This window comes from Kribbella sp. NPDC004875 (assembly GCF_042873375.1).
In the GTDB taxonomy this organism is placed as follows: Bacteria; Actinomycetota; Actinomycetes; order Propionibacteriales; family Kribbellaceae; genus Kribbella.
This window is the reverse complement of record NZ_JBIALI010000002.1, coordinates 633,633-652,297: the sequence shown is the minus strand read 5'-3', so window position 1 is coordinate 652,297 and position 18,665 is coordinate 633,633. Positions and strand designations below refer to the sequence as shown.

14 protein-coding genes are annotated in these 18,665 nt (G+C 69.3%); 6 read left to right on the top strand and 8 right to left on the bottom strand.

The genetic code is table 11. The annotated features are described in order from the left end of the window. Window positions 1-155: 155 nt before the first annotated feature. Entirely contained in the window at window positions 156-773 is a 618-nt protein-coding gene (gene coaE / locus ACFYRH_RS14135; protein WP_387773469.1) for a dephospho-CoA kinase, read from the bottom strand. Window positions 774-881: 108 nt separating this feature from the next. Here coaE and ACFYRH_RS14130 point away from each other — a divergent pair, with 108 nt between their 5' ends. Next, window positions 882-3,647, top strand: a complete 2,766-nt coding sequence (locus tag ACFYRH_RS14130; protein WP_387773466.1) for a BTAD domain-containing putative transcriptional regulator — start codon at window positions 882-884, stop codon at window positions 3,645-3,647. Window positions 3,648-3,715: 68 nt separating this feature from the next. Here ACFYRH_RS14130 and rpsA read toward each other — a convergent pair whose 3' ends face one another. Further along, entirely contained in the window at window positions 3,716-5,194 is a 1,479-nt protein-coding gene (gene rpsA / locus ACFYRH_RS14125; protein WP_387773463.1) for a 30S ribosomal protein S1, read from the bottom strand. 251 nt (window positions 5,195-5,445) lie between these two features. After that, the gene (locus ACFYRH_RS14120) at window positions 5,446-6,318 is read right to left on the bottom strand and encodes a phosphotransferase family protein (protein WP_387773460.1); all 873 of its coding nucleotides are present in this window, start codon (window positions 6,316-6,318) and stop codon (window positions 5,446-5,448) included. Between the two features lie 24 nt (window positions 6,319-6,342). On the opposite strand from ACFYRH_RS14120, the gene ACFYRH_RS14115 reads away from it, so the two are divergent. Both ACFYRH_RS14115 and ACFYRH_RS14110 read left to right on the top strand, forming a co-directional pair. Beyond that, entirely contained in the window at window positions 6,343-7,143 is an 801-nt protein-coding gene (locus ACFYRH_RS14115; protein ID WP_387773457.1) for a class I SAM-dependent methyltransferase, read from the top strand. Further along, on the top strand, window positions 7,140-8,195 hold the full coding sequence (locus tag ACFYRH_RS14110; protein ID WP_387773454.1) for an acyltransferase family protein: 1,056 nt from the start codon (window positions 7,140-7,142) through the stop codon (window positions 8,193-8,195). Before ACFYRH_RS14115 ends, ACFYRH_RS14110 begins: the two co-directional genes overlap by 4 nt. Here the strand turns inward: ACFYRH_RS14110 and ACFYRH_RS14105 are convergent. Then, window positions 8,084-10,789, bottom strand: coding sequence for an alpha-(1->3)-arabinofuranosyltransferase family protein (locus ACFYRH_RS14105; protein WP_387773451.1), 2,706 nt, complete (start codon window positions 10,787-10,789; stop codon window positions 8,084-8,086). The genes ACFYRH_RS14110 and ACFYRH_RS14105 overlap by 112 nt on opposite strands. A 96-nt stretch (window positions 10,790-10,885) precedes the next feature. Between ACFYRH_RS14105 and ACFYRH_RS14100 the strand changes: the two genes are divergently transcribed. After that, entirely contained in the window at window positions 10,886-12,151 is a 1,266-nt protein-coding gene (locus tag ACFYRH_RS14100; RefSeq protein ID WP_387773448.1) for an oligosaccharide flippase family protein, read from the top strand. A 1-nt stretch (window position 12,152) separates the two neighbouring features. Here ACFYRH_RS14100 and ACFYRH_RS14095 read toward each other — a convergent pair whose 3' ends face one another. From ACFYRH_RS14095 to ACFYRH_RS14080, 4 genes are all read right to left on the bottom strand, one after another. After that, entirely contained in the window at window positions 12,153-13,130 is a 978-nt protein-coding gene (locus ACFYRH_RS14095) for an ABC transporter permease (protein ID WP_387773445.1), read from the bottom strand. Window positions 13,131-13,136: 6 nt separating this feature from the next. Further along, the gene (locus ACFYRH_RS14090) at window positions 13,137-14,060 is read right to left on the bottom strand and encodes a carbohydrate ABC transporter permease (RefSeq protein WP_387773442.1); all 924 of its coding nucleotides are present in this window, start codon (window positions 14,058-14,060) and stop codon (window positions 13,137-13,139) included. Between the two features lie 4 nt (window positions 14,061-14,064). After that, entirely contained in the window at window positions 14,065-15,792 is a 1,728-nt protein-coding gene (locus ACFYRH_RS14085) for an extracellular solute-binding protein (protein ID WP_387773439.1), read from the bottom strand. 280 nt (window positions 15,793-16,072) lie between these two features. After that, window positions 16,073-17,005 (bottom strand): SDR family oxidoreductase, encoded by a 933-nt coding sequence (locus tag ACFYRH_RS14080; protein WP_387773436.1) that lies wholly within the window; start codon window positions 17,003-17,005, stop codon window positions 16,073-16,075. A gap of 187 nt (window positions 17,006-17,192) precedes the next feature. Between ACFYRH_RS14080 and ACFYRH_RS14075 the strand changes: the two genes are divergently transcribed. Both ACFYRH_RS14075 and ACFYRH_RS14070 read left to right on the top strand, forming a co-directional pair. After that, a complete protein-coding gene (locus ACFYRH_RS14075) occupies window positions 17,193-18,032 on the top strand; it encodes a helix-turn-helix transcriptional regulator (RefSeq protein ID WP_387773433.1) in 840 nt (279 codons plus the stop codon). A 25-nt stretch (window positions 18,033-18,057) separates the two neighbouring features. Then, on the top strand, window positions 18,058-18,537 hold the full coding sequence (locus tag ACFYRH_RS14070) for an NUDIX domain-containing protein (RefSeq protein ID WP_387773430.1): 480 nt from the start codon (window positions 18,058-18,060) through the stop codon (window positions 18,535-18,537). The last annotated feature ends 128 nt before the right edge of the window (window positions 18,538-18,665 follow it).

Genomic DNA, 18,665 nt, shown 5'->3' with positions numbered 1-18,665 from the left:
CGCGGACAAACCACGCCATCCTCCCAACCTCGGACGTCCGGACCGGCGCGGGGCGCGCCGTCGGTGGCCGGCCGGGACGCGCAGGGTCGCACCGGGCCGAACCGGGACAGATTCTCTAACAGCCGGTCCCGGAATCATCATTTACCGCGCGAGGGTCACCTTTTCGTGTCCGGACCGTGGCCTTGGCGGTCTTCGAGTGTGGCCCACACCTCGTCCAGGCGGCGGTCCAGGTCCGCCAGGCTGCCGGAGTTGTCGACGACGACATCCGCGGCGGCGAGCCGGTCGGTCCGGGAGGCCTGGCTGGCGATCCGCCGTTCCGCTTCCTCGGCGGCCATGCCGCGCTGGGTCGTCAGCCGCTCCACCTGGACCTCGACCGGTACGTCGACGACCAGGACCAGGTCGAACGAGCCCGCCTGGCCGGTCTCCACCAGCAGCGGGATGTCGTGCACGACGATCGCGTCCGGCGTGGCGGCGGCCTCGATCTCGGCGGCCCGGGCGCGCACCCGGGGATGGATGATCGCCTCGAGCTTCCGCCGCGCGGGCTCGTCGCCGAACACGATCTGCCCCAGCGCCGGCCGGTCCAGGTCGCCGTCGGCCGTCAGCACGCCGGGCCCGAACGCCGCGACCACCTCGGCCAGCCCGTCGGTGCCCCGCGCAACCACCTCGCGCGCGAGCACGTCGGAGTCGATCACCACCGCACCCCGCGCGGCCAGCCGCGCCGACACCGCACTCTTGCCGGCGCCGATACCCCCGGTCAGTCCCACTCTCAGCACGCCAGCACCCTATCGACCCACTCCGGACGGCGGATGAGCCCACCGTCCCGGAGAATGTTCATCAGGGGTTTGGTCAGGGGAGAGTCCGACGGTCGCAGGGGGCGAGGCGTGGAGATCCGGCTTCTGGGACCGGTCGAGGTGATCCGCGACGGCACGCCCGTCGCACGGCTCACCGGGCGGCCCCGGGCCTTGCTCGCGGTGCTCGCGCTGGCAGCACCCGAGCCGATCCCGGTCGACGCCATCGGTCGCCGGATCTGGGGCGACGACCCGCCCGAGAACCTGCGCCCGAGCGTGCAGTCGCTGGTGTTCCGTCTGCGCCGGCTACTCGATCCCGACGCGGCCATCGAGCACGTCGGCGGCGGCTATGCCCTCCGGATCGCGCCGGAGCAGGTGGACACGTCACGCTTCGCCCAGCTGACCGCAGCGGCCGCCCGGGCCGCCGAGCCGGCCGAGCAACGCGAGCTGCTCAGCGCGGCGCTCGCGCTGTGGCGAGGCGAGCCGTTCGGCGGTGTCGAGTCGGAGTGGCTCGACCAGCTCCAAGTGCCCAGGCTGACCGAGAGCTACCTGTCCGCCGTCGAACGCCGACTCGACCTGGACATTGCCGCCGGCGAGTACGAGCACGTCCTGCCGGAGTTGCGTGAGCTCGCGGCAGCCCATCCGCTCCGCGAGTCGCTGTGGTTGCGGCTGCTCACCGCGCTGGACAAATGCGGCCGGCCGGCCGAGGCGCTCACGCAGTACGAGGAACTGCGGCGCCGGTTGGCCAACGAGCTGGGCACCGATCCCGACGCGCGCCTGCAGGCCCTGTACGCCGAGCTGCTGGCGGCAGCCCACCCTCGGACACCCGACCGGACCACGCCGGTACCTCGCCAGCTCCCACCCGCGCCGGCGGGATTCACAGGACGGGAGACAGAGCTCGCCGAACTCGACCACCTGACCTCCGCACCGCGGCCGTCGAGCGCTCCGGCGATCGTCGCCGTCCACGGACCGGGCGGAGTCGGCAAGACGGCACTGGCACTGCACTGGGCACACCGCGCCGCCGACCAGTTCCCCGACGGTCAGCTCTACCTCAACCTGCAGGGCTACGGCCCGGGCAGTCCGCTGGACGCCGACGCCGCGCTGGACCTGCTGCTGCGCGGTCTCGGGGTCTCCGGCGCCCAGATCCCGTCCGGCCGCCAGGCTCGGTCGGCGCTGCTCCGCACCGTCCTGGCCGACCGTGAGGTGCTGATCGTGCTCGACAACGCACGGGACGCCGACCACGTCCGCCCGCTGATGCCTGGGCCCGCCGGACTGGTCCTGGTCACCAGCCGCAGCCAGCTGCGTTCGCTCGCAGCGCGGGAGGGTGCGCAGCGCATCCGTCTCGAACCGTTCGACGACCAGGACGCCGCGGCGTACCTGAACCAGACCCTGGCCTCGCACGACGTCCACTGCGACGCGGAGGAGCTGGCAGAGCTGACGCGTCTGTGCGGTCACCTGCCGCTGGCCCTGGCGATCGCCGCCGAGCGCCTCACCCGAGAACCGACGGACAGCGTCCGGGCGTTGTCCGCCGAGCTGGCGCATCATCCGGACCGGCTGGCGCTGCTCGATGTCGGAGAGGACGCCGACGGTGCGCTGCGGGCGGTCTTCGACTGGTCGTACGACGTACTCACGCCGCCGCCGGCCAGGGCCTTTCGGCTGCTCGGGCTGCACCCGGGGCCGGATGCGAGTCTGGAGGCCGTCGCCGCGCTGGTCGCCGTACCGCCTGACGAGGCCCGGCAGACGCTCGACCAACTGCTCGGTGCGCACCTCGTCGACCAGCCCGCCCAGCGGTACCAACTGCACGACCTCCTGCGTGAGTACTCCGTCCGGCTCGGCCACGAGCTCGAACGACCTGAGGAGCTCACCGCCGCTCGCACGCGCCTGCTGGACTGGTACACGTTCTCGGCCCTGAACGGGAAAGTCACCCTCGAGAGAACCGAGTCGATGCTCGATTTCGGCCGTCCGGTCGACGGTGTGCGGCCGATGTCCTTCGAGTACCCCGGAGCGGCCGTCGAGTGGTTCACCGGCGAGCGGCAAGGTCTGGTCGCCGCGGTGCACAGCGCGATCGAGCACGGGCACGACCGAGCGGCGTACCGGCTCGGCTACGCGCTGTGGCCGTACCTCGTCTATCTGCGCGCGCTCGACGACCTGTTCGAGACCCAGTGCCTGGCGTACGACGCCGCGCGGCGAGCCGGCGACGACGACGCCGAGGCAGTGACGTCGCATTCGCTCGGTCGGGCCTACCTGTTCCGGTCCGACGCGGACGCCGCCTCCAAGCTGCTCGACGAGGCCCTGCGGCTGTTCGAACTGCTCGGCGACGAGCGCGGCCGCGGCGCGACGCTGACCGATCTCGGCCGGACGGCCCGTCGCCGGGGCGAGACCGACGCGGCCGTCCGGTACCACCGCTCGGCGATCGAGGTGCTCGGACCGCTGCACGACACGGCCAAGGTCGCGCACAACTACCTGAGCGTGGCCGAGACGTACCTGATGGTCGACCGTCCCGGCGACGCGGTCGAGGCGGCCCGCGAGTCGGTCGCGCTGAACCGGCTCGCGGGTGAGCGGCGCGCCGAGTCGTTCGCGCTCGAGACCCTGGCGAGTGCACTGCTGCGCCGCGGCGATCACGACGACGCCGCCCGCGTCGCATCGGAGGCGCTGGAGCTGAGCCGCGACCTCAACGATCGCTGGTCCGAGGTCGGGGCCCTGACCAGCCTCGGTCAGGCGCTGAACGCCCGCGGCGACACCAGCCAGGCACACCGGCAGTGGCAGCAGGCACTCGACATCCTCGAGGAGACCGGCATGCCCGGCGCCGACCACCTGAACCGCACGACCCTCACACAGCTGCTCGGCGGCACCAGCTGACGGCAGCTTGGACACGCGAGACCCCCGCACCCAGAACTGGATGCGGGGGCCTCGAAGGGTGGAACTGATCAGCCCTGGCCGGTCAGCTTCTCGCGGAGCGCCTGCAGCGCCTCGTCGGAAGCGAGCGCACCCTCGACGGGAGCGTCGTCCTTCGGGGCAGCGGCCGAGGAGTACGACGATGCCTCGCCGGCCTCCACGTCGGCCGTCTTGGCGTCCTCGATCTGCTTCTTGTGGGCCTCCCAGCGCGTGTGGGCCTCGGCGTACTGCCGCTCCCACTCCTCGCGCTGCGCGTCGAAGCCCTCGAGCCACTCGCCCGTCTCCGGGTCGAAGCCCTCCGGGTAGATGTAGTTGCCCTGGTCGTCGTACGTCGCCGTCATGCCGTAGAGCGTCGGGTCGAAGTCGTCCGAGACCGGGTCCACACCCTCGTTCGCCTGCTTCAGCGACAGCGAGATCCGGCGCCGCTCCAGGTCGATGTCGATGATCTTGACCATGACGTCGTCGTTGACCTGGACGACCTGCTCCGGGATCTCGACGTGCCGCTCGGCCAGCTCGGAGATGTGCACCAGACCCTCGATGCCCTCCTCCACGCGGACGAACGCACCGAACGGAACCAGCTTGGTGACCTTGCCGGGCACGATCTGGCCCATCTGGTGGGTCCGGGCGAACTGCTGCCACGGGTCTTCCTGGGTCGCCTTCAGGGACAGCGAGACACGCTCGCGGTCCATGTCGACGTCCAGCACCTCGACGGTGACCTCCTGGCCGACCTCGACGACCTCGGTCGGGTGGTCGATGTGCTTCCAGGACAGCTCCGAGACGTGCACCAGACCGTCGACGCCGCCGAGGTCCACGAACGCACCGAAGTTGACGATCGAGGAAACGACACCCTTGCGGATCTGGCCCTTCTGCAGCTGGGTCAGGAAGTTCATCCGCACCTCGGACTGGGTCTGCTCCAGCCAGGCGCGGCGGGACAGGACCACGTTGTTGCGGTTCTTGTCCAGCTCGATGATCTTCGCCTCGATCTCCTGGCCGACGTACGGCTGGAGGTCGCGGACCCGGCGCATCTCGACGAGCGAGGCCGGGAGGAAGCCACGGAGGCCGATGTCGAGGATGAGTCCACCCTTGACGACCTCGATGACGGTACCGGTGACGACGCCGTCCTCTTCCTTGATCTTCTCGATCGTGCCCCAGGCCTTCTCGTACTGGGCGCGCTTCTTCGAGAGGATCAGGCGGCCTTCCTTGTCCTCCTTCTGGAGAACGAGGGCCTCGACGTGATCGCCGACGTTGACGACCTCGTTCGGGTCGACGTCGTGCTTGATCGACAGCTCGCGGGAGGGGATCACGCCTTCGGTCTTGTAACCGATGTCGAGCAGGACCTCGTCCCGGTCGACCTTGACGATGGTGCCCTCGACGATGTCGCCGTCGTTGAAGTACTTGATGGTCTGATCGATCGCCGCGAGGAAGTCTTCCTCCGACCCGATGTCATTGACCGCTACCTGCGGGGTGCTGCGTACTGCGGGGTCGAGGGGAGCCTCGATGCTGGCCGTCATGTGGTGGGTTGCTCCGTGGACTGGTGGTGTCGTGCGGTTGCGTCATGAACCTTTGGATCGCACCAAACCGCGGGATTGCCTGAAGACGACAGATTCACCACCGACTGCTGCGAGTCACGAGCCTGCTCGGTCCGAGGTCGCGCGGGCCCATAGCGCATCTCACAGAATACCGGCCTTGACGAAGACAGCACAACCTGGGGCCTCCGGCTACTGCCGGACGCCCGCCGAGGCCTGTCGACGTATCACTGATCTCAATGTACGACGTCCACGCCAGGCCGGCCGCCGGCGAGTGTTTCGGTGTCCGCCATCCGGGAGACCAGGCGGTGCGCCGCGGCCGCGACCTCGTGCTCGGCGGCCCGCGCGGCGAGGTCCAGCAGCGCCCACAGGTCGGCCGCCCGGCCGAGGTCCAGCAGCGGTTCCCCGAGGCCCAGTCCACCGAGTGGGTCCAGCACGGCCCGGGCGAGGATCGGGTCCTCGTTGAACCGCAGCAGGTTGCCGAGATCGGCGTACGGCGATCCCGCGTGGCTGAACTCCCAGTCGATCAGGCCGGTGATCCGCGCCGTACCGGGGTCGACGAGCAGGTTCTTCGGGTTGAAGTCGCTGTGCACGAGGCAGACCCGGTCGACGCCGCCGGCCAGCAGGTCCTCCGCCTCGTCGATCACGATGGCGAACCCGTCGCCAAGGTCCAGGTTCAGTCCCGCGATGTATTCGGTGAGGTCGCCGAGGCCGAACGGCTCGATCGCCAGCTCACCGCCGCGGAACATCCCGCTCCGGAGGAACGGCATCCCGCTCAGCCGCGCCAGCAACTCCCCCAGCTGCGTCCCGACCGACCGCCGCTGGTCCTCCGTCGCGGTCTCCAGGAACACCTGCAGGTTCACACCGGGCAGCCGCTCGGTCAGCAGGTACGGCGGGTCCTCGTACGACCCCTCCCGCTTCAGCTCGAGCACCTTTGGCACCGGCAGCAGCCCCCGCACGAGCTGGAGCAGCGCGGCGTCGACAACAGCCCGCTCCGGGTCCTTCGCGTAGAACTTCAGTACGGCGTCCTCACCACCCGCGCTGACCGCGAACGTCTGTCCGCCGTACCCACCCGTCAACGGAACGGCACTGGCTGCGAAGTCGGTCATGTCGCCGACACTAGAGTGTGCGGCGTGAATGAGCCGGTACGGGTTGAGTTGAGCGAGGTGGAGACCTCGCTGGCCAGTCGGACGTACTGGGACCAGGCGGCGCACGAGTACCTGGCGGAGCACGGTGAGTTCCTCGGGGACGACAGGTTCATCTGGTCGCCCGAGGGCGTCGACGAGGAGTCGGCGCAGCTGCTCGGGCCGGTGCGTGGCAAGCGGATCCTCGAGGTCGGCTGCGGCGCCGCCCAGTGCTCCCGCTGGCTCGTCACCCAGGGCGCCGACGTCGTGGCGTTCGACATCTCGGTCGAACAGCTCCGGATCGCCAAGACGCTCGACGAGCGCACCGGCACCGCTGTCCGCACAGTGGCCGCCGACGCCGTCGCACTCCCCTATCGCGACGCAGCGTTCGACACCGTCTGCTCGTCGTTCGGCGCCCTCCCCTTCGTGGCCGGCGCGGGTACGGCGTTCCGCGAGATCGCGCGCGTACTGAGGCCAGGTGGTCTCCTGGTCTTCTCGGTAACCCACCCGTTCCGCTGGACCATGCCCGACGACCCCTCACCGGCCGGTCTGCGGATCACCCACTCGTACTTCGACCGGACGCCGTACGTCGAGGTCGACGCCGCCGGTACGCCGGTCTACGCCGAGCACCACCGCACCACCGGCGACTGGATCCGTGAACTCACCGGCGCCGGCTTCGTCGTCGACGACCTGCTCGAACCGGAGTGGCCGGCCGGACATCAGCTGATCTGGGGCGGCTGGGGCCCCGAGCGGGGGCAGTTCGTCCCCGGGACAGCGATCTGGACCGCTCACAAGGGAGCAGGCGGATGACCCGCTTCCCAGCGGTGGACGGGCTACGGGTGATCGCCGCGCTGGCAGTGGTCGTGTCGCAGGTCGGGCTGCAGACGCATGCTCCGTTCGCGGGCGTGGTGTCCCGCCTGGACGTCGGCTGGGCGATCTTCTGCGCGGTGTCCGGGTTCCTGCTCTACCGCCCGCACGTGCTGGCGTGGTTCTCCAGCACCGAGCCGCCGCTGATGTTGCCGTACCTGCGTGGGCGCGCGCTGCGCATCCTTCCCGCCCTGCTCATCACCGTGGCGCTCTCCGTGGCGTTCGTCGAGCACCCCGCGACGACGTACCTCGAGTGGGCGGTTCTGACGCCGTTCCTCTTCTACCTGCTGCTGCCCGGTCTGGGCCGGCTGCTGACCGGGTACGAGCGGCCCACGCGCCGGAGCGTCCAATGGCGACTCCTCGTCCTGGTCGCCCTCACCGTCCTCGGTCCGGTCTGGATGGCCGCGGTCACTGCCACCGACCACCCAGATGCCGGCCTGTGGCTGCCTGGGTACCTCGGCTGGTTCGCGGTCGGCATGGGAATGGCGCTCTGGCAGGTCGCCCGCGCCACAGGCCGGCTCGGACCGTCCACACTCGACACACTGACCAGAGTCCCTGGAACGCTCTGGGGAATCGCCGCCGCGCTCCTCCTGATCGCTGCGACCCCGATCGCCGGGCCGTACGACCACGCCCCGGCCACACCGGCGCAGGCACTCGTCAAGAGCCTGCTCTACACGCTCATCGTCGCCTGCGCGCTCTTCCCGATCCTCACGCCGACCGCCGGCACGGTCCGCCTCCTCGGCGGTCGCCCGGCGCGGATCGGCGCGCGACTGTCGTACGGCGTCGTGGCGTACCAGTTCGTCGTACTAGGACTGTTCAAGGGACCGCTCGCGCTCCAGCTACCTCTGACGCTGCTGCTCGCCGCGCTGCTCGCAGCGGTGAGCTACCGCTTCGTCGAGCGTCCGGTGGTGCGCTTCGGCGTACGACGGAAGAACAGCGCCGTCGCCAAGACCGACAACAGTGCGACGAGTCCGAGCAGCAGTCCGGCCCGGTAGGTCCGGTCGGGCATGAATCCGGCCGTCACCGCCTGCTCCGGGCCGGGCGGCACGATCCACCCCTGCTGCCACCCGCCGACGCGGATCGGCGTCAGCTTCCGGCCGCTGCCGTCGTACGCCTTCCAGCCGTCGCTGTAGTTCTGTGCGATCGTCAGCACCGACTGCTCGGTCGCACCCGGCACCTCGGCCGTCAGCTCGGTCGGGTTCGGACGCCAGACCTCCACGCCCTGCACCGGAGTCACCGACACGTCACCGAACCCTGCCTTCGCCAGTGTGGTCTCGGTCGGCACCAGCCCGCCGTTGGCCAGGACCTCGACCTTGTGATGCCCGGACCGCAGCGGGAGGGCCGGAGCCGGAGCACACAGGCTGTAGGTCACCGGTCGGCGCTGCAGCAGGTCCCGCATCGTCGCCGCGACCTCGGTACGTGCCTGTACGCCGTCCACGCGGACAGCCGGCCCGTTTCCGCAGTACGACGGCACTCGCCGGCTCGGGTCGACGGCCTTACGCAGGTCGTCCGCGCCGAGCACCTCGATCTCGGTCACTCCGACCGGGCTGCGCCGGGTGTCCTGTAGCTGCTTCGTCGCGGTGAAGTCGATCTGGATCGTCCGCACCGGCCGGGCGGTGAACCGCACGGACCCGTCGGCGCCGACCGTGAGCCGGACCGGCGCGCCGCCGTCGAAGCGCAGGCTGACCTCGGCCGGCTCGGAGCCGTTCAGGTAGGCGTCGGACCCGAACCGCAGCCCGTGCACAACCCTTGCCGCCGGCAACTGCAGCGTCAGGCTCGGCGTCGGGTCGTCGGGACTCGCCGTCCAGCTCGTCCCTGGATCACGGTCGACGGCCGCCCTGGGCCGCCCCTCCGGCGCCGGGACCGCCCGCGAGGACGCCGTGGCAGTGATCGCCCCCGGCACCGCCAGCAGTCGTTCCAGCGTCTCGCCGTCCTGGGGCATCGCGATCCCCCGCAGCTGGTACGACGCGGCTTGCGGCAGCTCCACGCTCCGGGACAGGCCGTTCGGCTCGTCCGAGTCCTTGGCCTGGTCCGGATCGCACACCGCGCGCGCACCGACGTGCAGACAACTGGACCGGCCGATCTCGCGGTTCCGCAGGACCACCGCGCTCGGCGGCTTGCCGCTCGCCTGGTCTGGAGCGTCGGTCGCGATCTGCGGCAGACCCTCGAGCTTGCCGTCCGCGTCGGCACCTAGTACCGCTCCCCCGTCACCGCCGAGCGCGGTCACCACGGTCGGTACGTCGTCAGCGGTGCCGCCGACCGCCACGATCCGGGACTGCGGGATCAACCGCCCCGCCGAAGTCGCACCGACGTCGTAGATCTCGACACTTGGGTACGGCAGGCGGGTCTGGCCGGCCGGACCGAAGTACGCGACCCGCGAGATGCCTGCGTCGGCCAGGCTCTCGTGGATCGCCAACGACGGCGTACCGTCCTCGGCGTCGTTGCGTACCACGACGTAGCGGACTCCGTTGCGGGTGAGTTCCTGCCGCAGCGCCTCGTCGCCGACAGCAGAGTCGACGCGGCTCCTGACGTCCTCCGTGAGCGCTGCCATCGGCCGATCGACCAGCGCGGCAAGCGGTTCGGTCTCCGTCGACAGGAGCAGCACGCTGCCCGGAGCAGACTGCGCGTCCAGCCACGCCGCTGCCTCCTCCCAGTGCTTCGGAATCGCTGCGAGCGCCGCGTCCTGCCGGGTGAAGACGACCGGCACGGCCGCCGCGACTGCCAGGCAGGTGGCCAGGACGGGTACGGCGCGGCGGTGCAGTCCTCGTGAAACCGGCACAGTGGCCAGTCGCCGTAGGTAGTGCGCGACGACAAGCGCCAGCGGCAGCCCGAGGACCACACCAACGACCGGCGCCCACCGCGGTCCTGCAGGCGCCGCGTCGTACCGGATCAGCAGTGCGAGTGGGACCAGCCACCAGATCGATGCCGCGACGACGAAACCGAGCCAACCGAGCCCGAGTCGCAGCTTGTGGTGCCGCGCCAACCAGACCGCCGGTACGACGAGAGTCGCCGCGCTCGCGACCGGATTGGCCGCACCGATCAGTGCGAACGCCACAGCGGACCAACTGGCCCGCCACCAGCCGGACCGGACGCGCGGTGAGACGAGAGGCAGCAGCACCCACGGAGCCATCGCCATCGGCCACACCTCGATCGGGAGCTCACCGAACGTCCGAGGAACGAGTGCGTAGAGCAATGCGGCGACGAGACGCGTCCACGGGACGCCGTACTGCAGGACGTTGCAGAGCTTCCAGATGCCGAGGAACGCGACGCAGACGACCAGAGACCACCAGAGGCGCTGGATGACCCAGTCCGGTACGGACAGGGTGTCGAGCAGCCAGTGGAACGGGCCGATCGGGAACAGATAGCCATAGGCGTCGTTTTGCAGCTGCCCGAACGCGGTGTGTGGATCCCACAGGTGCAGAGCGCGAGTCAGGACACCGCGGGGACCAGCGGTCAGTTCGAGCCTGCTGTCCGGAAGAACTTTGCCGGGAGCCTGCTGGAAGCACAGGGCGATCAGAGCCAGGCATCCGAGCACCAGACGTGCCCGCCAGACGACCTGCTCCGAACTACCCGCTTTCAGCCTCCTCACCGGCGGGACATTAACGGATCCGGCGGCTCCCCGTGGGCATCGTTGCCGTACCGTGAGGTCCGGCAACGTCATCGAACGATCCGAGGCAGCGGCAGTATGACTTCTGGCACCACCCCGACGCCGCAACCGCAGGCTCCCCGCACCTCCTTCCTGCGCAGTGCCACGGTCGTCGCCGTCGCGATGGCGATCATGAACATCGCCGCCTACGGATTCACGCTGATCGCCTCCCGCCGGCTGATGCCGGAGCAGTTCGGGGCGATCACCGCACTGCTGGGTCTGCTGCTGATCGGGAACGTCGCGTCGCTCGGTCTGCAGGCCACCGGCGCCCGTCAGCTGGCCACTCACACCGGCGAGGGCGCCAAGGAACTCGCCGACGCGACGCTGCGCGCAGGCCGCCGCTCCGCGCTCGGCCTGACGCTCCTCTGCTTCGTGCTCACGCCGCTGTTCATGTGGCTGCTGAACATCGACTCGTTCGTCGCGATCGTGCTGCTCGCGCCGACGCTCGGCGGCCTGACGCTGATGGGCTCGCAGCTGGGCGTACTGCAGGGCAGCCAGCGCTGGACCGAACTCGCCGCCGTCTACACCGCGAGCGGCATCGGCCGGCTGGTGCTCGGCGGTGGGGCGCTGATCGTGCACCCGTCGCTCGACTGGGCCATGGCCGGTCTCGCCCTCGGTGCCGCCGTACCGGCCCTGCTGGGGCAGTTCTTCCTCCGCGGCTCGACCGGCGCGACCCGCAAGGAGATCCGCGAGGTACTGCGGGAGACCGTGCACGGCACGCACACCCTGCTCGCCTTCTTCGCACTCGCGAACGCCGACGTACTGATCGCGCGCGCCCTCCTCGACGAGAAGGACAGTGGGTACTACGCGGCGGGTCTGATCATCGCCAAGGCCTGTCTCTTCCTGCCCCAGTTCGTGATCGTGCTGGTGTTCCCGTCACTCGCCAACTCCCCCGGCGACACCGGCCGGCTGCGGCGCGCGATCGTCGCCGTCGCGGGCCTGGGCGCCTGCGCCGTCGCCGGGACACTGATCCTGCCCGGACTGGTCGTGGAGGTGATCGGCGGCAAGGAGAAGTACGCGCCACTCGGTCCGTACACCTGGCTGTTCGCGGTCGCCGGCTCCGCGTACGCCGTACTCCAGCTGGTCGTGTACGCCGCCATCGCGCAGCAGGAGAAGCGCGCGGCGCTCGCGATCTGGATCGGGCTGGTCGTTCTCGTGGTGGCTGCCGTGATCGTGCTCGGCACCGGCACCGCCACCGGTCTGAACGGGGTGAAGGTGCTGGCCGCCATGACCAGCACCTGCGCCCTGCTCCTCGCAGCCGGCCTCGCGACCGGTCTGCATCGTCAGTCCACCGAGTCCAGCTGACTCACCACAGGCTGGACTTCGAGAACCGCCGCGCGATCGTGTTCGCCATCACCAGCAGCGCGAGTCCGATCACCGACCGGAAGAGCCCGATCGCCGCGGCGTAGCTGAACTGCGGCACCTGCGACGCGAAGCCCAGCTTGTAGACGTAGGTGTCGATGACCTCCGACGTCTGCAGGTTGAGCGTGTTCTGCAGTAGCAGGACCTTCTCGAAGCCGCCGGACATGATCGACCCGATGCTCAGGATCAGCAGGATCACCGCCACCGGCCGGATCGCCGGCAGGTCGATGTGCCAGATCCGCCGCAGCCGGGACGCGCCGTCGACGATCGCCGCCTCGTGCAGCTCCGGCGACACACTGGTCAGCGCGGCGAGGTAGATGATCGCCGAGAAGCCCATCGTCTGCCACGCGCCGGACCAGACGTACAGGTGCCGGAAGTAGCTCGGGTCGCTGAGGACGTCGATCGGCCCGATCCCGAAGTGCCCGAGGAACTGGTTCAGTACGCCGCTGTTCGGGTCGACGATCACCACGATCAGCCCGACCACGACCACCGTGGAGATGAAGTGCGGCGCGTACGTGATCAGCTGCACCGACCGCCGGAACCAGCGCCGGCGCGCCATGTTCAGCCCGAGCGCCAGCAGGATCGGCGGCCAGAACGTGGCCAGCAACTCGTAGGTGTAGAGGACCAGCGTGTTCTTCAGCAGCCGCCCGAACTGGTACGACTCGACGAACCGCTCGAAGTGCTTGAGGCCGACCCACCGGCTGCCGAAGATGCCGTCGACCACGTTGTAGTCCTTGAACGCGATGATCGCGCCGTACATCGGCCAGTACGCGAACAGCGCCAGCCAGATCAACGGCAGCGCGAGCATCGCGTACAGCTGCCAGTGCCGCCGCATCCGCGCACCGAGCCCGACGCCTTCCTTCTTCGACGGCCGAGCCGAGCTGTGCGCCGGCGTACGTCGTACCAGGGTGTCTGTAGCCATGGCGTGTCAGCCCTTCAACGAGCCGACCATGGCCCCCTTGACGAAGTGCTTCTGCACGAAGGGGTAGATCAGCAGTGGCGGAATGGTGGCGATCACGATCAGCGAGTACTTCAGCTGCTCCTGCAGTTCCTTCATCCGGATCAGCTCGGCGGTGTCGCGGACCTGGGACGGGTCGAACTGGTTCTGGATCAGGATCTGGCGGAGCACCATCTGCAACGGGAAGAGGTGCTCGTTGGTCAGGTAGATCAGCGCGCTGAACCAGGAGTTCCACTGGGCGACCGCGTAGAACAGCAGGTTCACCGCGATGATCGGCTTGCTCAGCGGCATCACGATCCGCCAGAAGAAGCCGAAGTCGGTGCAGCCGTCGACCTTCGCGGCCTCGACCAGCTCCTCCGGGATCGTCGACTGGAAGAACGTCCGGGTGATGATCATGTTCCAGACCGCGAGCGCGCCCGGCAGGATGATCGCCCAGCGGGTGTTCATCAGCCCGAGCCGGTCCACCACCAGGTACGTCGGGATCAGCCCGCCGCTGAACATCATCGTGAACACGAACAGCCCCATGATCAGGCCCTTGCCCGGCAACCCCTTCCGGGACAACGGGTACGCCGCGAGCAGGGTCAGCGCGGTGGCGACCAGCGCACCACCGATCGCGTAGATCACCGAGTTGCTGAAACCGCTGACGATCGAGTCGTAGTCGAAGATCGCCTTGAAGGCCTCGGTGCTCCAGCCCACCGGCCAGAGCCAGACCTTGCCCGAGACAACGTTCTTCGGGTCGCTCAGCGACGCGCTCAGGACGTAGACCAACGGATAGAGGACCGCCAGCGTGAACAGGCCGAGGGCGGTGTAGTTGCAGATCGACACGATCCGGTCGGACCGGGTTTCCTTCACCGGAGCGGGCGCGCCGCCCGGTGTGGCGGTTGCGGTGGCCATCAGATCACCCCTGGTAGGTCTCGTAGGCGGCTTGCTGGATCTCCAGGTAGGGCGCGAGTCCGATCCGGTTGATGCGGTCCTTGTAGTCGTTCCACTGGCCGTCGTCGTTGGGGTCGAGCTTGCCGGTGACGAACTTCGCCAGGGACGTGGTCACCTCGCCCTTCAGGTTCAGGCCGATCTCGGCGTCCTGCGCGGCCTGGTCGGCCTCCAGGGTGACCGGCGGGAACTGCTGCTCCATCGGCTGCTTGTGCGGGAACAGGTAGTCCCGGCTCTGCTCGTAGAGCGGCGACTCGAACGTCGGCTTCTTCGGGTTCACCCGCTCCGCCAGCCGGAAGTCGCCCGAGCGGTACATCACGCCGAACTGGTCCCAGGTCTTGCCCTTGGTGGCGTCGGTGTTCCAGGAGTCGTACCCGTAGATCGACTGCTTGCCGTTGATGCCCTTGTCACCCTTCGCGGACCAGCGGATGTCCGGACCGGCGTACGAGCGGAGCACGACCTCGAGGTCCATCTGGTAGTCGGCCCAGCGGACCAGCAGGTCGGGGCGCTTGCACTTGCGGGTGACGACGAGCGTGGAGACCTCGAGCCCGACCTTCAGGTAGTCCCACGGTGCGACCTGGACGCCCTCCGGCCCCTTCAGCGGCTCCATCGTGCGGTACTGCCGCCAGCGGGCGTTCGGGTCGGACAGGTCGAGCGTCATGCACGAGCCCCAGTAGTAGACCCGGGCGCCCCCGAGGATCGGGCCGCCCGGGTTGTCGCCGTACCGTTTGATCTGGTCCTCGTTCGCGGTGAAGATGTCCTTCGCCAGCAGGCCGTCCTGGTACAGGCCGTGCAGGTACTTCAGGCCCTCGCGCCACTCGTCCTTCAGGTAGCTGACGCCGACCTTGCCGTCGTCGACGACCAGCCACGGGTCGCCGGGGTTGTAGACGAACGCGTTCATGAAGTACGTGTCGAGCGGGGCGTCCTTGTAGCCGCCGAACGGGATGCTCTTGCCGCCACCCGCGAGATCGGCCTTCTTGAACGCGGTCAGCACCTCACGGAACTCGTCGGTCGTCGTCGGCATGTCCAGGCCGACCTTGCGAATCCACTCGGTGTTCAGCAGCGCGCGGCCGTTCGACGCGCGGCAGTGGTAGCAGTCGTTGATGTCCGGGAAGCTGTAGATGCCCTTGTCCGGCGACACCATCAGCTTGCGCGCCTCGGGGTAGTCCTTCATCGCGTGCTGCAGGTTCGGCGCGTACTTGTCGAGGTACGGGTTCAGGTCGACGAACAGGTTCTGCGCGCCGTACAGGTACAACTGCGAGCGGGTGAAGGTGATCCCGAGGAACGCGTCCGGTACGTCGCCGGCGGCGATCATCGCGTTGATCTTGGTCATCGTCTCGGCGTCGTTGCCCTTGCCGGCCACCTGACGCCACTGGATCCGGATGCCGGTCTGCTGCTCCATCCAGCGGGTGAACTCGTTCTTCGCCCAGTCGCCGACGGTCAGGCTCTGCGGTACGACGATGGTGAACGTAGTCGGTTCGGTCACGATGGCGCGGCGCTCGCGGGCCCGCGGGCCGACGTACCCCGGCGGGTAGTTGATGCCGGTCCGCTCTCGGCCGAGCTCGGTGGGCGGCGCGCTCAGGCTGTCCGCGGCGGCACCGGTCGCGGCCGCACCGGAGCTGCAACCGCTCAGCAGGCCACTGCCGCCCGCTGCCGCGATCCCGAGCGCTCCGGTGACGACTGCCCGTCGTCTCACCGGAGTGGTCCTCAGGTCTTCCCGCATCCCGCCTCCCGATGCTGATAGGGGATATCCGATAGGATCTCGGATCTTTGCCCGGGAGGATGACATAGATCAGGACGCTACGGAAGAGGTTGGCGGTCACCGACCGGAATCGGCCGGCCACTGTCCGGATCTTGCATGAAAGCGTTTGCCGCTGAACGTTTCACCGGTCACTTTCTTGCAGCCGCCACCCAAGCTGGACCTGCGACCTGGCGGGCGGTGAGAAGGACGGACAGCGCAACCCGTGCTGGACGCGTCAGGCTGTGGGCAGGACGGTCTTCGTGAGCTCCTCGGAGATTCGCCAGCTGTGCTCGGCGTCCGCGCGGCTGCGGAGCGGCCGGTACAGCTGATGCTCGGCCGGAGCTCCGCCGAGCTGGCCCAGGCCGCCGGGCCCGTAGAAGGTGCCGGGGCCGGTGGCGGCCATCAGGGCCGGGAGCTTCGCGGTCTCGACAGTGCCGATCAGGACGCCGCGGGCCGAGAGTGCCCGGATCAGACGGACCTGCGGCGTGTCCTGGCTCCGGCCGAGCTCGGGGCGCGCGGCGAGCAGGCTGGTCGGAGCAACGCCGGGGTGGGACAGGTTGCTGGTGATACCCCACCCGAGCGCCTTGCTCCGACGGTCCAGTTCGAGGCCGAACAGCCCGAGCGCGATCTTGGACTGGCGGTACGCGCGCATGCCGTCGTACGAGCGTTCCCAGTTCACGTCGTCCCAGTTGATGGCGCCCCGACGAGCAGCGATGCTGATCTGCGACGTGACGCGGGCGCGGCCGGCGCGAAGCAGCGGGAGGATCTGGCCGACGAGGGCGAAATGACCCAGGTGGTTGGTCCCGAACTGCAACTCGAACCCGTCGGCCGTGGTCTGCCGGCTCGGCGGCGTCATCACGCCGGCGTTGTTGATCAGGAGGTGGATCGGCTGCCCCTCGTCACGCAGACGCTCGCCGAGGGCCGCCACGGACTCCAGCGACGACAGGTCGAGGCTGCGCAGCGACACGCTCGCAGCCGGTACCGCCCGCCGGATCGCGGCGATCGCGGCCTCGCCCTTGCGCGGGTTGCGGACGGGCAGGACCACCTCCGCGCCGGCCGCGGCCAGCCGCGTGGCCATCCCCAGTCCCATTCCGTCGCTCGCGCCGGTGATCACGGCGCGCTTCCCCGACAGGTCCGGAACGCTGATGTCGATCGGCGTACGTCGCATTGGCTGTGCTCCTTCTCGTGGTGGTCCCCGTACCGATCCTCGGGCGGCGGCGGAGCGGTAACCACGGCCTCCTGATCCCAGGCTCGTCACAGCACCGACCCGCCGGGCACAGGGGGATCGGCAATCCGTGGCTACTACTGCCCGCAGACGGTAGAAACGAGGCAGCACCCCGAGGAGGAGATGCGTCGTGATCGATCGCACCGGGCTGGCGGAGTTCCTCCGCCGCCGTCGCGAGCTGCTGCAGCCCGAGGACGTCGGCCTGCCGCGCGGGCAGCGCCGCCGGACGAGCGGGCTCCGGCGCGAGGAGGTCGCCGTGCTGTGCCACATGTCGACCGACTACTACTCGCGCCTCGAGCGGGAGCGCGGACCGCAGCCGTCCGAGCAGATGATCGCCTCGATCGCGCAGGGCCTCCACCTCTCGCTCGACGAACGCGATCACCTGTTCCGGCTGGCCGGGCACAACCCACCGACCCGCGGTACGACGAGTGAGCACATCAGCCCCGGTCTGCTCCGCATCCTCGACCGCCTCGACGACACCCCGGCGGAGATCGTCACCGAGCTCGGCGAGACGCTGCGGCAGACCACGCTCGGCGTCGCGCTCACCGGCGACACAACGAGCTACACCGGCCCGGCCCGCAGCATCGGGTACCGATGGTTCACCGACACCACCACCCGGCAGCTCTACGCTCCGGAGGACCATCCGTTCCTGACGCGCATGTTCTGCTCTGGCTTGCGGCAGATCGTCACGCTCCGCGGGCCGGATTCCCGCGCCGCGGAGTACGTCCGGCTCCTGCTGGCGCAGAGCGAGGAGTTCCGGCGGGTGTGGGACGACCACGAGGTCGGCGTCCGTCCGAACGACGTCAAGCGCTTCGTCCACCCCGAGGTCGGCGCGCTGGAGCTGACCTGCCAGTCGTTGCTGGACCCGGAGCAGTCACACCGCTTGCTCGTCTACACCGCCCATCCCGGCAGCGAGAGCTACGAGAAGCTGCAACTGCTGTCCGTCATCGGAGCGCAGGCGATCCACTGACAGCGACGCCGGTAGGGTCGGGCGTATGCCGACCCCGAAGTTCATCCTCGAGCTGCGCGAGAAGATCGGGCATGACCTGCTCTGGCTCACCGGCCTGACCGCGGTGGTGCTGAACGACGCGGACGAGGTGCTGCTGGTGCGGCGCGCGGACAACGGTCGCTGGTCCCTGGTGGCAGGAATCCTCGAGCCCGGAGAGCAGCCGGCGATCGGTCTGATCCGCGAGATCCAGGAGGAAACCGCGGTCGAGGCAGCCATTGACCGCCTCGTCAGCCTCGAGTCGCTCCCACCCGCCAGCTACCCCAACGGCGACCAGGTCCAGTTCCTCGACATCTGCTTCCGGTGCCGCCCCCTCCGCGGCGCGCCCCGAGTCAACGACGACGAATCCGTCGACGTCCGCTGGTGGCCCCTGAACGCCCTGCCTGACCTGACGGACCGAGAACACACCTGCATCAAGCACGCCCTCTCCCCCGACCCAACCCCGATCTACCTCACCCCCGAAAGCTGACCCAGCAGGTCCGTCCCGGCGCGCGTGGCGGGTTATGTGACCGCTGGCGTGCTGCAGGGCGTCATTGAACACATAACCCGCCAGCGGCTCGGTCGGCCGGCTCGGTCGGCTCGGTCGGCCGGCTCGGC

What these genes read in the sequence shown, in the direction of transcription:
- ACFYRH_RS14110 (WP_387773454.1), top strand. Translation starts at nt 7,140, where the DNA reads ATGACCCGCTTCCCAGCGGTGGACGGGCTACGGGTGATCGCCGCGCTG.
- ACFYRH_RS14080 (WP_387773436.1), bottom strand. Translation starts at nt 17,005, where the DNA reads ATGCGACGTACGCCGATCGACATCAGCGTTCCGGACCTGTCGGGGAAG.
- ACFYRH_RS14100 (WP_387773448.1), top strand. Translation starts at nt 10,886, where the DNA reads ATGACTTCTGGCACCACCCCGACGCCGCAACCGCAGGCTCCCCGCACC.
- ACFYRH_RS14070 (WP_387773430.1), top strand. Translation starts at nt 18,058, where the DNA reads ATGCCGACCCCGAAGTTCATCCTCGAGCTGCGCGAGAAGATCGGGCAT.
- ACFYRH_RS14090 (WP_387773442.1), bottom strand. Translation starts at nt 14,060, where the DNA reads ATGGCCACCGCAACCGCCACACCGGGCGGCGCGCCCGCTCCGGTGAAG.
- ACFYRH_RS14095 (WP_387773445.1), bottom strand. Translation starts at nt 13,130, where the DNA reads ATGGCTACAGACACCCTGGTACGACGTACGCCGGCGCACAGCTCGGCT.
- rpsA (WP_387773463.1), bottom strand. Translation starts at nt 5,194, where the DNA reads ATGACGGCCAGCATCGAGGCTCCCCTCGACCCCGCAGTACGCAGCACC.
- ACFYRH_RS14120 (WP_387773460.1), bottom strand. Translation starts at nt 6,318, where the DNA reads ATGACCGACTTCGCAGCCAGTGCCGTTCCGTTGACGGGTGGGTACGGC.